Annotated in this window: 14 protein-coding genes and 1 tRNA gene; 13 read left to right on the top strand and 2 right to left on the bottom strand. The window is 37.2% G+C overall.

All coding sequences use genetic code 11. The annotated features are described in order from the left end of the window. Positions 1-61 precede the first annotated feature (61 nt). Positions 62-1,420, bottom strand: coding sequence for an argininosuccinate synthase (argG, locus tag I7H67_RS00615; RefSeq protein WP_009390370.1), 1,359 nt, complete (start codon positions 1,418-1,420; stop codon positions 62-64). Between the two features lie 264 nt (positions 1,421-1,684). Here argG and I7H67_RS00610 point away from each other — a divergent pair, with 264 nt between their 5' ends. From I7H67_RS00610 to I7H67_RS00600, 3 genes are all read left to right on the top strand, one after another. Beyond that, entirely contained in the window at positions 1,685-3,715 is a 2,031-nt protein-coding gene (locus I7H67_RS00610; protein WP_198306822.1) for an NADPH-dependent 2,4-dienoyl-CoA reductase, read from the top strand. 85 nt (positions 3,716-3,800) lie between these two features. Beyond that, positions 3,801-3,890 (top strand) — tRNA-Ser (locus tag I7H67_RS00605). Between the two features lie 317 nt (positions 3,891-4,207). Further along, a complete protein-coding gene (locus I7H67_RS00600) occupies positions 4,208-4,381 on the top strand; it encodes a hypothetical protein (RefSeq protein ID WP_198306821.1) in 174 nt (57 codons plus the stop codon). Between the two features lie 56 nt (positions 4,382-4,437). On the opposite strand, the gene I7H67_RS19605 is transcribed toward I7H67_RS00600, so the two are convergent. After that, entirely contained in the window at positions 4,438-4,800 is a 363-nt protein-coding gene (locus I7H67_RS19605) for a hypothetical protein (RefSeq protein ID WP_227602507.1), read from the bottom strand. Between I7H67_RS19605 and I7H67_RS00590 the strand changes: the two genes are divergently transcribed. The 10 genes from I7H67_RS00590 (at position 4,757) to I7H67_RS00545 (ending at position 14,997) form a co-directional block, all read left to right on the top strand. Beyond that, entirely contained in the window at positions 4,757-5,803 is a 1,047-nt protein-coding gene (locus I7H67_RS00590; RefSeq protein ID WP_198306899.1) for a DnaJ domain-containing protein, read from the top strand. The two genes, I7H67_RS19605 and I7H67_RS00590, sit on opposite strands and share 44 nt — an antisense overlap. A gap of 3 nt (positions 5,804-5,806) precedes the next feature. Beyond that, the gene (locus I7H67_RS00585) at positions 5,807-6,055 is read left to right on the top strand and encodes a hypothetical protein (protein WP_198306820.1); all 249 of its coding nucleotides are present in this window, start codon (positions 5,807-5,809) and stop codon (positions 6,053-6,055) included. 103 nt (positions 6,056-6,158) lie between these two features. Further along, a complete protein-coding gene (locus I7H67_RS00580; protein WP_198306819.1) occupies positions 6,159-7,268 on the top strand; it encodes a hypothetical protein in 1,110 nt (369 codons plus the stop codon). A 110-nt stretch (positions 7,269-7,378) separates the two neighbouring features. Then, positions 7,379-7,672: a hypothetical protein gene (locus I7H67_RS00575; RefSeq protein ID WP_198306818.1), complete on the top strand. Its 294-nt coding sequence runs from the start codon at positions 7,379-7,381 to the stop codon at positions 7,670-7,672. A 53-nt stretch (positions 7,673-7,725) separates the two neighbouring features. Then, positions 7,726-8,775, top strand: a complete 1,050-nt coding sequence (locus tag I7H67_RS00570; RefSeq protein WP_198306817.1) for a DUF932 domain-containing protein — start codon at positions 7,726-7,728, stop codon at positions 8,773-8,775. A 790-nt stretch (positions 8,776-9,565) separates the two neighbouring features. Beyond that, positions 9,566-10,375 carry a class I SAM-dependent methyltransferase gene (locus I7H67_RS00565; RefSeq protein ID WP_198306816.1) on the top strand — a complete coding sequence of 270 codons (810 nt, stop codon included), beginning with the start codon at positions 9,566-9,568 and terminating at the stop codon, positions 10,373-10,375. 37 nt (positions 10,376-10,412) lie between these two features. Next, positions 10,413-11,138: a DUF1826 domain-containing protein gene (locus tag I7H67_RS00560; protein ID WP_198306815.1), complete on the top strand. Its 726-nt coding sequence runs from the start codon at positions 10,413-10,415 to the stop codon at positions 11,136-11,138. Positions 11,139-11,167: 29 nt separating this feature from the next. After that, complete coding sequence (locus tag I7H67_RS00555; protein ID WP_198306814.1) at positions 11,168-12,079, top strand: aldo/keto reductase; 912 nt, start codon at positions 11,168-11,170, stop codon at positions 12,077-12,079. Continuing rightward, positions 12,054-12,470: a VOC family protein gene (locus tag I7H67_RS00550; RefSeq protein ID WP_198306813.1), complete on the top strand. Its 417-nt coding sequence runs from the start codon at positions 12,054-12,056 to the stop codon at positions 12,468-12,470. Before I7H67_RS00555 ends, I7H67_RS00550 begins: the two co-directional genes overlap by 26 nt. 190 nt (positions 12,471-12,660) lie before the next feature. After that, on the top strand, positions 12,661-14,997 hold the full coding sequence (locus tag I7H67_RS00545; protein ID WP_198306812.1) for a TonB-dependent receptor plug domain-containing protein: 2,337 nt from the start codon (positions 12,661-12,663) through the stop codon (positions 14,995-14,997). Positions 14,998-15,044 lie beyond the last annotated feature (47 nt).

Below are 15,044 nucleotides of genomic sequence, written 5' to 3'. Positions count from 1 at the left end.
TAAATTATTAAAAATAAAAAGGCCACCTTAATAGGTAGCCTTTTTTGACGCTATAAGAAAATTATTTTTTCTTACTGTCTAATTGAGGAATAGCAGAACCTTGACCGATTGAAAGTAAACCAGCATCTGTATAGATACCAAGTTTTGCACGTGTATCGGTAATGTCGAGGTTACGCATAGTCAACTGACCAATACGGTCCATAGGCGAGAACATTGAATCGCCTTTTTCCATTGTTAAACGTTCAGCTTCGTACGTTAAGTTTGGAGATTCAGTGTTCATGATGGTGTAGTCATTACCACGACGCAGTTCAAGAGTAACTTCACCTGTAACAGCTTTAGCAACCCAACGCTGTGCAGTTTCACGCAACATAAGTGCTTGAGAGTCGAACCAACGACCTTGGTAAAGTAAACGACCTAAACGTAAACCGTTAATGCGGTATTGTTCGATCGTATCTTCGTTATGAATACCAGTAACCAAACGCTCGTAAGCAATATGAAGAAGGGCCATACCAGGTGCTTCATAAATACCGCGAGATTTCGCTTCGATAATACGGTTTTCGATTTGGTCAGACATACCTAAACCATGACGACCACCAATACGGTTTGCTTCAAGAATAAGCTCAACTGGATTGTTAAAAGTTTGACCGTTTAATGCAACAGGTACACCTTCTTCAAAACGTACAGTTACTTCTTCTGGTTTGATCTCAACTTCTTCTTTCCAGAAAGCAACGCCCATAATTGGGTCAACGATTTTGATACCAGCATTTAGATATTCAAGATCTTTTGCTTCGTGAGTTGCACCCAACATGTTTGAGTCAGTTGAATACGCTTTTTCTTTTGACATTTTGTAGTCAAAACCGTTGTCGATCAGGAACTGTGACATTTCTGCACGGCCACCGAGTTCATCGATGAAGTTTTGATCTAACCAAGGCTTATAAATTTTAAGATTCGGGTTGGTCAACAAACCATAACGATAGAAACGTTCAATATCGTTACCTTTATAAGTTGAACCGTCACCCCAGATGTTTACGTCATCTTCTTTCATTGCAGTAACTAACATTGTACCTGTTACTGCACGACCTAATGGAGTCGTATTGAAATAAGGAACACCACCTGTACTGATATGGAATGCACCACACTGAATTGCAGCAATACCTTCAAGTGCAAGTTGTAAGCGGCAGTCAATTAAGCGAGCTTTTACAGCGCCGTATTGTTCTGCTTTCTTTGGAATTGCATCGTAGTCATCTTCATCAGGCTGGCCTAAGTTTGCAGTATATGCATAAGGCTCTGCACCCTTTTGTTTCATCCATAATAAAGCAGCTGAAGTGTCTAGGCCTCCGGAGAAGGCAATCCCAACTTTTTTGCCTACTGGTACATGCTGCAAGATAGTTGCATTATCAGTCATTGCTAATCCTAACATTTATAAAAAAGACCCCGTACAGGTGGTCTCGAGAATTCTGAATGGCGGCTATTGTAGCACTATTCATGGTGCTTTTTTTGGCAAAAAAAGCATTAATTCACTTGTTATGATTGGTATTTATTATTTGGATAAAATACGCGATTGTCTTCTTTATATATAGATTGACCATAATCTCGAATAAAAAATAATTCTGGGTCATCCAAAATTATCAAAAAAGTATTAAAGTACTATGCAACAAGTTGCAAAAAATTATTGGGACGCAGCATGACAAGTTACGCCAATTTATTAAAACCATTACATTTAGGCTTTACCACCATTAAAAACCGTGTGGTGATGGGATCCATGCATACGGGACTTGAAGACCGTTTTTTTAACTATCCAAAACTAGCAGCTTATTTTGAAGAGCGTGCAAAAGGTGGGGTTGGCCTGATTGTGACAGGTGGTATTTCTCCGAACCGTCAGGGATGGTTGGCACCTGCAGGTGGAACCATGAACAGTCTTTTTGATGTTCCTCAGCACCGTTTGGTAACCCATGCTGTTCATAAACATGGCTCTAAAATCTTAATGCAGATTTTGCACGCTGGCCGATATGGTTACCAACCATTTGTTGTGTCTTCAACGGCAATTAAATCTCCTATTTCACCATTTAAACCACGTCAGCTTTCTGAAAAAAATATTCTCAGCACAATAGAAGATTACGCACAGTGCGCTGATATTGCCAAAAAAGCAGGCTATGACGGTGTCGAAATTATGGGCTCGGAAGGTTATTTAATTAACCAGTTTTTAAGTAGCCACGTTAACCAGCGTACTGACCGTTGGGGCGGTGAAATTGAAAACCGTATGCGCTTTTCAGTTGAGATTGTTAAAGCGATTCGCGCCAAAGTTGGTGAGAAATTTATTATTTGTTTCCGCTTGTCTTTACTCGACCTTGTGCATGATGGTAACACCATGCAAGAAGTAGTTACTGTTGCAAAAGCTTTAGAAAAAGCAGGGGTGACTTTATTAAATACCGGCATTGGCTGGCATGAAGCGCGTGTACCGACCATTGTAACCTCTGTGCCTCGTGCAGCTTTTGTCGATTACACGGCGCATGTAAAACAACATATTTCTATTCCGATTATTGCATCAAACCGAATTAATATGCCTGAAACTGCCGAAGAAATTTTGGCAACTGGCAAAGCAGATATGGTTCAAATGGCACGTCCTTTATTGGCTGACGCATTTTGGGTAAATAAAACTGCGACTAACCGCGTTGATGAAATTAATACGTGTATTGCTTGTAACCAAGCCTGTTTAGACCATGCTTTTAAAAATAAGCGTGTGTCTTGTTTAGTGAACCCACGTGCAGGCCATGAAACAGAACTGGTTTATTTAAAAACCAAGCAGCCTAAACGTATTGCTGTTGTAGGCGGTGGTGTAGCAGGTATGTCCGCGGCAACTGTTGCGGCAAGCCGTGGTCATGCAGTGACGCTATTTGAAGCAACTTCAGATGTGGGTGGTCAATTTAACTTTGCCAAAGTTGTGCCGGGTAAAGAAGAATTCCACGAAACGATTCGCTACTTCAAAGTACAACTCGAAAAAACAGGGGTGGATGTACGTTTAAATACTCGCGTGAATCGCGAGCAGCTTGAACGCGAAGGTTTTGATGAAGTGATTATTGCAACTGGTGTAATCCCTCGTGCATTAAAAATTGAAGGAAGTAATGCACCACAAGTTCTTTCATATGCTCAAGTTTTAAAAGGGGCAGAAGTGGGGCAAAAAGTAGCAGTGATTGGTGCTGGCGGTATTGGTTTTGATGTATCTGAGTTTTTACTTAAACCTCCACATCAACCACAGCCTCAACCTTTAGCCGAGTGGCAACGTGAATGGGGCGTAGACCCAGATCCGAATTATGTTTCTGAAGGTGGTATGCAGCCACCAGTGGTTGAACCAGCAATCCGTGAAATTTATTTACTACAACGTAAAACAACACCTCTCGGTATTGGCCTTGGCAAGACTTCAGGTTGGGTACACCGTGCACAGCTTAAAAAGCATGGTGTGCGTATGTTACGTGGTGTGCAATATAAAGCTGTCACTGATGAAGGGCTTTGGATTGAGCACAATGGTCAAGATCAGCTTTTACGCGTAGACACTGTTGTAGTGTGTGCAGGTCAAGAGTCGGTAAAAGACTTGATGCCAAAAGAAGGTGAGTCGACTATAGCGAACTACCATATTATTGGTGGAGCAAAGCTCGCAGCAGAGCTAGATGCGAAGCGTGCGATCAAAGAAGGAGCAGAATTAGCTGCTCGATTGTAAAATTGATGAAACAATATGCACTTGAACACAAAGCAATGATATTTTTCTTGAATAAAATGAATAAGCTTTGTATTCTTACGCACATGGAAGCGTGGCAGAGCGGTTTAATGCACCGGTCTTGAAAACCGACGAGGGTGTGAGTCCTCCGTGAGTTCGAATCTCACCGCTTCCGCCAAAATTCTTAATAAGCCCTTGTTTTTACAAGGGCTTATTTTTTATCTGTTATTTTACCCCTCAACCTACCCCACATTAAAACTTGGATAAGAATAGTCAAAATAAGAATAATTCACATGGCTTTGGATTGAGGTTTAGATTCCTTTAAGCATTTTCTAACTTCATTTATTAATTTTCAAAACCTATATAGAAGCACATGAATTGCAGCTTTCTTAATCGTTTGGATTCTTTAAAGCTAATATAGCGTCATTTGATGACGTACTTATCTTTTAATTATAGTGAGGTTGATTAGAATCCTAATTAAAGGAGGTTAGTCATATGAATAAAGCTGTCGTGCATTTAATGCAAAATGAAGGCAAGGAAATTGTCTTGCATTGTCAACGTGACACAAACAATGAAATTATGAGAATTTTTGATTTAGAGGGTAATGTTTTGCCTTTCAATCAAAGAACCAGATGTGTTATTTGGAATGCTGAAGTTTGGTATTATTGAGTCACATATAAGAGCAGCATGAAGGGAATCATGCTGCTCTACACAAAATTTTTTATTTAACGATCATAATGAGCTTGGCCCCGCTCAATCTTAAGACTCAACTCTTGACCTCGACTCCTAAACCAGTAATCGGGAACTGTGAGTTGAGTTTTTAATATATTTAATCTATTACCCACATGCACTTGATTAATATCATAGTAATTCTGCTCTTGTTCCTGATAAAGGGGAGCTATACCTGAGTTCATTGTGTAAACCTCTCCTAAAGCTACACGATCAAGATTTAAGTCTTTAAAGAATGGTTCGATGGCATTGTAAAGATGAGTATCTTTAAACGGAACTAAATCAGAAAACTTTTTCCGAACAAAGAATAGAAGCCTGATCGTACACGTCTGCTCTATATCGACCTCTTCCCGAGACAATATTTATTTTGCTCCAGTGGTTCCCAATAAAAAGCTGCAAGGTGCCATGACCTATCTTCCTCATGGCGTGAACCCTAAAGATGTATTGATGCTGATTGATGACACTGTATTTGGCAGTGCCAAGGTCGGGATGTGCCTTACGGCAAAGGGACTATTTTATAAAGCCAGTTTTGAAGATGAGCAGGCTTATCTGTTTGAGCATATCCACAGGGTGGATGCGGATATTGGCATGATTACCAGTTCCATTCTGATCAATGGCCATGATGAACTGAGCTTTAGCCAGCTTGATAAAGGTGCGACTCGTGCTTTGGTCGCATTCTTAAATGAATGTTGTCAGGGCAAACAAGCAACCAAGCAAACGAATGTAAATATTGATGTAGAGATGCAGATCATGATTGATCTGTTTGCCTATTTTATTACGTTTAGTGCGGGGCAGTGGAATACCCGATCGAAAGAAGCGGTATCCGATCATTTTACTAAACTGAATGATAAAGCAGTGCATCAGTATGTTGAGAAACTACTGAATGAACAGATGCGTTTCGATTATGAAGACTTATTACATCGTCTGGCAGACCTGAAAGATCAGCTTGCTTATAACTTCCGTAGAGAGATGATTGAACAACTAGTCTATGCCATGGCCCTAGGTCAAGTTGAGCAGAATCAAGCGGATTTATTCATGACTCATTTGTGCCGAGTATCTAACGTTTCTAGGGCTGTTTTTCCTGACCTCATCAAAATCATTTATCAATGTCTGGCTGGTGAGATGAATCAGAATAAAGCTCCTGATCTGAATAATGAGCAGCTACAGGCCTGCAAACTTCTTGAACTTCAGCCCGAAGTTCTTACCGAGCAAACTATTCAAGTCGCTTACCGAAAAAAGATGGCAGACTTTCACCCCGATAAGTACCAAAGCTTACCCGAGTCAGTACAGCAGCTTATTGAGCAACAGGCCAAGCAAATCAATCAGGCCAGAGCCGTATTAAAAGCCTATTTGGGAGCGTAGCTAATGAAGATCAATACCCTACGGCTCAAACGGCGCTGGAAATGGTATGCAGCTTATATGGTAATTTTTATCCTGTCCTTTACGTTGTTTTATGCCTATGACCATGCTCAAGATCAATCAACAGAACAGATGTTGGAAGAGATTAAAAGTCATTCAGTCACTGTTGATGATAGCGCCGTAACCAGTATTCACAGTGAATCGGAAGTCCCTGCTTTTAATCAAGCTGACCTTAATCAGGAAAAACATAAATAAAGAAAATTCAAATACACATTACCCCTGTGAAGAAGGTACTGATCTTAATTGGAATCTTTCGATTGGCCTTGCCAATCACATGAATAAATTTAGAGGACTTACCATGATGAAAAAACAATTACTTTGCTGCTGTATTGCCAGTGTTTTATTTTTAGGTGGCTGTTCAAAAAAAGAGGAACCACAAACAACGCAGGGTGAATATGGTGATGTCTCAGGTTCAGTTGAAACCGAAACAGGAGTACTTTCTCCTGTGATTCTGTCTAAAACGGCTGTTCAACCTTTGCGTCTGATTGATGGTGATATTCTGGGTAATTTTCCAGATGATGATTACCGATATGCAAGCCCAGCTAGATTTCCACTTAATATCGTTGAGAGACGGGATGATCAGGATACTCATTCATTTGACCAGATTGCTGCGATATTAAAACAAAACCTGAAATTACGTGACGATCAGATTTTAGTGATGGGACGTGAAAGCGGACCGATGGAAGGGATGGATCAGGTTCTGTTTGATTTAACCAATGACCAGCTTTATCAGTTTGCCAACAATCTGGTGATCAATTATGTCCGTATGTTAAAAACACCGATCATTAAACCAAAAGGTGAGTTTGAAACCACGGAACAGTACCAGTTACGTGTAGAGCAGACAAAAGCAGAGTTGGAAGCTTATCAGGTTGATTATGATGTTAACCTGTTACAGAACGCATTAAATAAAGCCATGCGTCGGCTTTATATCAATCAGGGATTTGCAAACCCTGATTATCAATACGATGTCGATAAAGGTATTCTGACTTTAAAGTTTGAAGAGAGCGCATCATCTCGAAGACTGGAAACCTTGTTAACTCTATCTATGGCAGCAGCAGAAGCACAGGAACTGGTCAAAGGTTCGGGTTGGGCACGAGCTTATATCATGGACTTTAAACAAAACCACTTAAAAGTGTCAGGGGTACTGTTCTTTAAGTTCCGTTCCCATATCACCCAGCAACAACGGGTAGGCGGTGAATCGCTCATCTATACCCAAGTGTATAAACCACTGAAGTTTGAACAAAAGTCGAATGACTCATGGCTAGAGCCGAACGTCGATTTTGCAACGCTACCATTTCAGGATGTATTGAGCTCACCAGCAAACCAGTTTGAATTTGGTTTAAAGCATTATCTTTCAGCAGAGACTTATACCAAACAATGGGAAGCAAAACGCCAACAGGTTGAATAGCGCTATTGTATTGGATTAGGTATTTCACTTGATTTAAAACTTACCCATAACAGAGGACTTGCCGATCAGGCAGGTCCTTTTTTTATGCCTTTTATTTAAGGAGGAACTACATGCACCAATGTCCTTACTGTCATTCATTACACATCACATTAGTACGCCAGACTGAGCCCAGTTCAGGTGTATTTGCCAAGCTTTCATCATTCTCGCCGATGTCTCTGGCAGCAGCCTGTATGCAGTTGTCAAAGCGAAGTCCCGTTCACCCTTTGGTAGGTGGTTTTGTTGGCTTGGTTATCGGGGGCATGTTTCTGCTCTATGTCCAGCATCAAGACAATATGGTGACGCTGTTTTACCAGTGTGAGCAATGTTTGGAGCATTTTGAAATCCAGCAATCAGGATTCGCGTAACTCTCATTATTTACAACATTCAAATTATTTAAATCACTTAAAGGAAATTACTTATGGCACATCAAATAGAAACGATGGCATTCGTTGGTCAAACCCCTTGGCATGGTCTAGGTAATCAACTCTCTCAGAATCAGCCGATAGAAATCTGGGCGCAGCAAGCAGGTATGGACTGGCGAATAGAATCATCCAATGTCAGTTATATGGCAAAGAATGAACGGGGACAAAATATCCTGATGCCTTATGAAGAACAACGAGTGCTATACCGTTCAGATACGCATGCACCGTTATCAGTAGTAAGTCAGCGCTACCAAGAAGTACAGCCGATGGAGATTTTAGAATTTTACCGTGACCTTACCGAGCAGGCAGGCTTTGAACTGGAAACGGCAGGGGTACTCAAAGGTGGGCGTAAGTTCTGGGCATTGGCAAGAACAGGACAATCGGCAGCATTAAAAGGCAAGGATGTCAGTAATGGCTACATTTTGTTGGCAACCGCATGTGATGGCACATTGGCAACCACGGCGCAGTTTACTTCGATTCGTGTGGTGTGTAATAACACCTTAGCGATTGCCTTACGCGGGCAGAATAGCAGTGCAGGTGTGGTGAAAGTTCCACACAGTACCAAGTTTGATGCTGAAAAGATCAAGCAACAATTGGGTATTTCAGTTCGTGCATGGGATGAACACATGTATGAAATGAAGCAACTCAGCCAGCGTAAAGTCACCCAACAGGAAGCAGCAGCTTACTTTGATGCTGTGTTTAACAACACGAACCTGAGTATTGCCGAACAGGACGAAAGTATCATTCAGTTCTACCGTAATGTAGCTAGGCCTAAACAAATCCATTCATCCAGAGCTGACAGTAAAACCGAACTAAATGGGCGTGCTATGTCTAAGGTCATGACCATGTTTAATGGGCATGGACGTGGGGCTGAGTTAGCCTCAGCTAAAGATACGGTGTATGGTTTGCTTTGTAGTATCACCGAGTTTGTAGATCACGAGCGACGTGCGATTTCCACGGATCACCGGATGGATTCAGCATGGTTTGGGGCAGGGGCCAACCTTAAACAACGAGGACTGGAGCAGGCATTAAGAATGGTGTCTTAATTCAATCATTTATTTAGTTTCATTTAAGCTTAGTGATTTAGCCTAAGCTTATTATGTATGCTGCATCTGAACAAATTGATAAAAAAGCCTATTTTAGCCAATTTTTCAGCTATGATTTTTTACCTTTTCTTTTGAATATAGAAATTGTGGTTACTTATAATAAACCTTTATGAGATTAAAAAATACTTTATTAAGGTCAATGTAATAATAGTTAATATTCTTAGAATTCTGACATATTAAACCTGCCTTTTAATAGCCATGCGTAGTAGGCTATCTATGAGAACCAATTACTAGAGTAAGGGGGATCTTTAAAAAGATAAATTTTTAATTTTTTTGTTCATAAAAATAGAGTGATATTTTGCATTAATATGGTGCAAATATTTTTATAATAGTGCATCTATATATTTTTTGGTGCAATTAATATGGGTATTTTTTATATAAAACTAATAGATAAAGCTATTAAAATTTTGGCATGATATATGCAACTTAATAAAATAAATTAATCATTTTGTATTTAAGGTGGCTTAAAGTGGGTGGTGTTTTTTTAGAAAATTATTTTATCTTAAAAATAGTTGGTTAAGTTGTGGGATATTTAAATTTTGCTAGATAAATAGATGTATGGAGCTTTGCTTATGAATTTTTTAGAAAAAAATAGCTCTTTAAAACAGATGAGTTAACAGTATTTATGCTGATATTAGTTTAGTAAATAATGAGTTATTTGGAAAATATGAATGATGCGTTTCATATTTAAAACATTATTTTATATTTGTAGAAGTTATTTGGAACTTAAATGATCAATAAAGAATTTATAGAAAATCTTAGTTATCCAGATTTTGTTGGGTTTATTAACCAATGGAATGTTTTGCCTGGTGCTTATGATACGATTAATAGATGGGCGATTTTTGGTCATGTGAATTCGTCATCAAAAATCCTTCAATTTGCATGTACAACAGGTTTTCAATCAAGAGAGTTGGCTCTTTTAACGGGGTGTAGTGCGGTTGGTGTTGATATATCAGCCTCATCTATTGAAATGGCTCGTTGGAATGCAGAGCAATATGCACCTAACGCGAATTTAAACTATATAAATACTGATGCTATTAATTTTGAAAGTAATGAAAAATTTACACATGTGGCTGTAGGTGCTGGTTTAAAATTTTTCCAGAAACCAGAATTAGCAATGAGTCAATGTTTATCTTTGTTAAAAGATGGGGGTTATATATTAGCGTCACCCTTTTGGATTATTAATCCCATCCCTGAAAAAGTACTTAAAGCTGCCTCAAGTGTTTTTGGAATAGAACCTACATGTACTGGTTATGATGAGGTTATGAATTTATATAGGGGATTGGATGTGGTTTATGAACAACATTTTGATTTACGCATTGAACCTGAGGAAGAAATAGAAAAATATTGTGATGCAACTATAAATCGTACAAGTGTGATCAGGAATATAACGGATCCTGATGTTCTATTAGTTATGAAAAATAGGCTAAGAGATATAAGGAAAATGTCAAACCAACTCAGAAGTTATCAGAAATATTCTGTTTTGGTTCTACGTTATAGAGAAAAAAATTATCCAAACAGATATGTAGAGCTATTCTGAAAATATTTTAATTGTACAAAATTAGGATGTGATTTAAATGCTTAGTAAAGAAGATTATAGTAGATTTTTAAATTCAGATTTGAATTATAAAATATTTGAAAGTCCAAAATTTCTCTGTTCTCAGGAATGTTACGATCTAACTTATGCATTACCTCATGATTTTGTTTTTCACTTTTTGCATCGTGATTTTACAGAATTTGAAAAATTATTATCAGATAAACTCATATCATCGCTTTCTAAAGAAATATGTGAGGGGGCGATAATAAGAATTGTTGATGAGCTCAAATATATATTGTCTAATTTTGTATTATTAACAGGGAATAAGAGACCTATAGCTTCTTTGCGTGTGGTTACCCCTGAATATTTAGAAAAAGAAAAACCTTCTGTATCTCAATACTATCATAGAGATTCAACAGCATTAACCATCACCAAAGTTTATTTTGGGGAAGGGGCTATTTACGTTGATAATAATAATGTACGACGTGAATATTTTTCAAAAAACTCAATTCAGAAGCCTAATATAAAAGATATAGAGATTCTATATGATCCTTTGAAGATACATACAGTACCTGATGGGGGGGTACTTTTGCTTAAAGGTGAGGTATATGAGGATATTGATAGTAGAAGCCGTCAGTTAATCGATATGTTTGTATCGGTGGATGAAATTCCAGACTTTAATCGAAATAATGGACTCATTCATAAAGGGGGAGGATTTGTAATGGGGAGTCGCAGGTTGGTATTTACTTCTAGTACATACTTATAAAACTGATATTAAATATTATTGGATTAATCATGAGATCAATTTTCTTTGGTACTTGGCAAACATCCTCTTCAAGTTGGTCAACAACTAATATTGATGATGTGAAAGATGGCTTAACATATGCAATTGAGCAAGGTGTTGCAAATTTTGATACAGCTCCAAGTTATGCAGATGGATTAGCTGAGGCTAGTTTGGGAGACATTTCTAAAAACTCTGAACAAAAAATACGAATAATGACTAAGATTCCTCCTGATATGTTAGCTTCAACTCTTGTTCATAAAAGTATAAATAATTCTTTAAATCGTTTACGAGTAGAAACTATAGACACTGTTTTTATCCATTGGCCTGCGGGTTCTATGGGAACAGATTTAATACCAGTTGAAGAAACTTTAAATACTTTGGAAGAACTACGTAAGGCAGGAAAAATTTTAAATATAGGTTTATCAAATTTTGAAACTAAGGAAATTATAGATATAACCCAATCATATCGTATCGATGCAATTCAAAATTGTTATTCATTATTATGGCGTTCACCTGAATTAGGTTTACTAGATTTTACTCGAAAGAATAATATTCCTTTTTATGCATATTCACCGGTTGCAGCAGGTTTATTATTTTTGCGTCAATTTGAGGATATTTTTGAATCAGACTCTGATCATAGAAAGTACATAAAATTACTTGGTGTTCATGGTGATCAAGTGAAAGCTACTATTAAGCTACTATTAAGCTGCTATGACAAAAATATATTGGCTGAAGTTGGTATTCGTTGGTTGTTATCAAAGGGTGTAATACCAATACTTGGTATTAAAAATAAAGACACAATTAATTTTGCAATAAGAGCTATGGCTTTAGGGCCGCTAGATCCACTTGAAGTTATGAAATTAGATAATTTGACACAATCATTAAAGGAATCTATTGGTGAAGATTATTGTCTCTGGGGATGAGTCAATCCCTATATTACATTTAGATCATGTCGCTTTTCGTATTACTAAACCAGAAGAGAGTATTAAATTCTATGAGGAAGTATTTAATTTAAAGCTAATAGATAAATATGAAGATAAAGAGTCTAAGTTTACTATTTTTTTTCTAGGCGGAATTCCACCACATCATGTAATTGAATTAATATGGAATTGGGAAGAAATAGAGATTAACAAAAGTCGTCAATTATCTCATATTGCTTTTCAAGTAAAAAATATAAGTTCTATTTTGGATGTGGCGTTAAAAAATTATGGAACCTTATTGGAATCTCCGCATCTGAAAAGTCCACAACACAAACGATGTTATATTGAAGATCCTAATGGTATAGCCATTGAACTTAATGAAATTATAAGATAATTCAAACCAAATATAAAATAATATAAATTTTGATTTAGGTTGGATTTATAGTCATATAATTTCATTTGTGAATTTTGCATAATATTTGCTTTAATTATTTTGTTTTTTTAATGCTTGGAGAGAAATTTTGTTTTATTAGAATAATAAAATATTAATTGCTCATTTGTGATTTGTGAAAAGAGTATTTCATATGAAAGAAATTAGTAGAAATAGTGTAGCTAATCTAATAGTTTTTATGAGTTTTAATTCAAATATTGATAGACGTGATACTAATTTTTTAATGAAGAGTATCAATAATCTCATTTATAAGTGTAAAAAAATTATATTGAAATTCTTCTTTCATAACTGCTTGCTGTGGTTATTATTAATTATTACTTTTAAAACAAATGCAGCGAGTGATGGAGAAACTTTAAATACTAGCAATTTAAATAAGAATATAACCTCTGTAATAAGAGTACCAGTTATAGGGAATGCCGCCACTAGCAATCGCCGTTATGCAACAGCATCTAAAATTATAGTTACACATGAAGATCTAATTCGATTTGGTGATGCAACCATTGCAGAAGCACTTCAGCGTGTGCCGGGTATTTCTATTACCCAAAAACAGGGTAAGGAAACAGAAATTGGGTTAAGAGGGCTTGGAAGTGGCTATACTCAGATACTTATTGATGGTTCTTCTATACCCAAAGGTTTTTCTGTTGAGTCACTTTCGTTAGACCTTATCGAACGTATTGAGGTACTAAAATCACCTACGGCAGATATTGGTTCACAAGCTATTGGGGGGACAATCAATATTATTATGAAAAAGTCGACTATTCGACCAACACGTTCAGCTAAATTAGCGATTGGCCAGCATGATAATCGTCCATTAACTAGTGTGTCAGCTGATTATGCCAAAAAAATCAATAACCTTTCTTGGCGTATCTCATCTAGTGCTTCATTAACTAATGATAGTTGGCCCACAAAATCAGAGACTTCTGCCTCAATGTCTAATGGAACATCAATTTTCTCACGTGATACTATTATTGATGAGCGTAATCGTTTGATAAGTTTTGATATTTCTCCTAGTTTGGACTACAAAATAGGAGAAAAGACTTCTTTGGGTTTAAATGGATGGATTCAAGCTAATGAGGCGAATTATTCTAATTTGGATCAGCGTATAAATATTGTTGATCAACCACCACAATTTATTAGTGATGTTTTGACTACAGATACTAATATATTGCAAGGACAATTAATTGCTCAAATTAAAACTTTGGTTGGAGAAGAGGGTAAATTTGAAAATAAAATAGTGTTTGCTGAGAGTCGGAGAAACTCTGAAGCAGAATTAAGCGGCTATGGGGTAGAAAGTCTTTTACTAAAGAGGTCAGTCCAATCTAAGGTATTAGAGCGTTCAGGTTCTTTATCTGGAAAATTCTTAGTGAATTTGATTGAAGAACATAATTTTTCTGCTGGTTGGGATGGGAAAATTGTCCAGAGATCAGAGAGTCGATTACAACATGAAACCAGTCCAGTAAATGATTACCCTACGGAAGATTTGGATGAAAATTATAAAGCCAGAATTTATAATCTGGCAATATTTGCACAAGATGAATGGGCAATCTCTTCAGAAATTAGTGCTTATTTAGGGTTTAGATGGGAAGGCTTGCAAACTAATACGGATGGCCAGGATTTAGTAAGCGTATCTAATCGTTCGAGTGTATTTAGTCCAATGCTTCAATTTGTGTGGAAATTACCCGATACTGATTCAAATCAGATTCGCTTTAATTTAGGGCGTACTTATAAAGCCCCTACAGCACGTGAATTGACACCCCGCCGATGGGTCGTAACGGATAATTCAGCAACTACACCAAACTTTCAGGGAAATCCTGACTTATTACCTGAACTGGCGTGGGGGATGGATGTTGGTTATGAGCATTATTTCGATAAATCTAGTTTTGTAGGAGTAAGTGCCTATGCTCGGCGTATTGATAATATTATCCTACCATCTGTAACGCAAGTTGATGATATATGGATTGAAACTCCAAAAAACTCAGGTAAAGCAAATGTACAGGGGGTAGAGTTTGAAGCAAAAGGTAAATTAAGTTCTTTGTTTTCTTTAGAGCCAACCCATGTACCTGATATAGATGTTCATTTGGGCTTTACACGAAATTGGTCAAAAATTGAAAATATCTTTGGTCAGGGCAATCGTTTGGCAAGCCAACCTGAAATAACAGCATCTATAGGTGGAGATTGGTATATCCATAATACTAAGTGGACAACTGGGTTCAATTTTATATTCGAACAAGGTGGCTTTTCACGGAATAGTAATACTAACTCAATGTTTAATTCTGATGGGAAAAAATTAGATATCTACTTTTTATGGACACCTGATAAGAATCGAAAAATACGATTCTCTCTAACGAATATATTAACTCCTACCAAGAGAAAAAGTATGTTCTATGAGGATGAAAATATTATTGTTGAAGATAATAGTTATACAAAATCATTCTTAACTGCTAAGGCACAAATAGAGCTAACATTTTGAATTATTTTGTAATTTATTTAGTGTCCGAACAGGGGTGAGAGTACATC

The sequence above is a fragment of the Acinetobacter sp. ACIN00229 genome (assembly GCF_016106645.1).
Classification (GTDB): Bacteria; Pseudomonadota; Gammaproteobacteria; order Pseudomonadales; family Moraxellaceae; genus Acinetobacter; species Acinetobacter oleivorans.
This window is presented reverse-complemented; position numbering and strand designations above follow the sequence as displayed.

Coding starts and splice junctions, on each gene's coding strand:
- argG (WP_009390370.1), bottom strand. CDS start 1,420: ATGTTAGGATTAGCAATGACTGATAATGCAACTATCTTGCAGCATGTA.
- I7H67_RS00610 (WP_198306822.1), top strand. CDS start 1,685: ATGACAAGTTACGCCAATTTATTAAAACCATTACATTTAGGCTTTACC.
- I7H67_RS00600 (WP_198306821.1), top strand. CDS start 4,208: ATGAATAAAGCTGTCGTGCATTTAATGCAAAATGAAGGCAAGGAAATT.
- I7H67_RS00585 (WP_198306820.1), top strand. CDS start 5,807: ATGAAGATCAATACCCTACGGCTCAAACGGCGCTGGAAATGGTATGCA.
- I7H67_RS00580 (WP_198306819.1), top strand. CDS start 6,159: ATGATGAAAAAACAATTACTTTGCTGCTGTATTGCCAGTGTTTTATTT.
- I7H67_RS00575 (WP_198306818.1), top strand. CDS start 7,379: ATGCACCAATGTCCTTACTGTCATTCATTACACATCACATTAGTACGC.
- I7H67_RS00570 (WP_198306817.1), top strand. CDS start 7,726: ATGGCACATCAAATAGAAACGATGGCATTCGTTGGTCAAACCCCTTGG.
- I7H67_RS00565 (WP_198306816.1), top strand. CDS start 9,566: ATGATCAATAAAGAATTTATAGAAAATCTTAGTTATCCAGATTTTGTT.
- I7H67_RS00560 (WP_198306815.1), top strand. CDS start 10,413: ATGCTTAGTAAAGAAGATTATAGTAGATTTTTAAATTCAGATTTGAAT.
- I7H67_RS00555 (WP_198306814.1), top strand. CDS start 11,168: ATGAGATCAATTTTCTTTGGTACTTGGCAAACATCCTCTTCAAGTTGG.
- I7H67_RS00545 (WP_198306812.1), top strand. CDS start 12,661: ATGAAAGAAATTAGTAGAAATAGTGTAGCTAATCTAATAGTTTTTATG.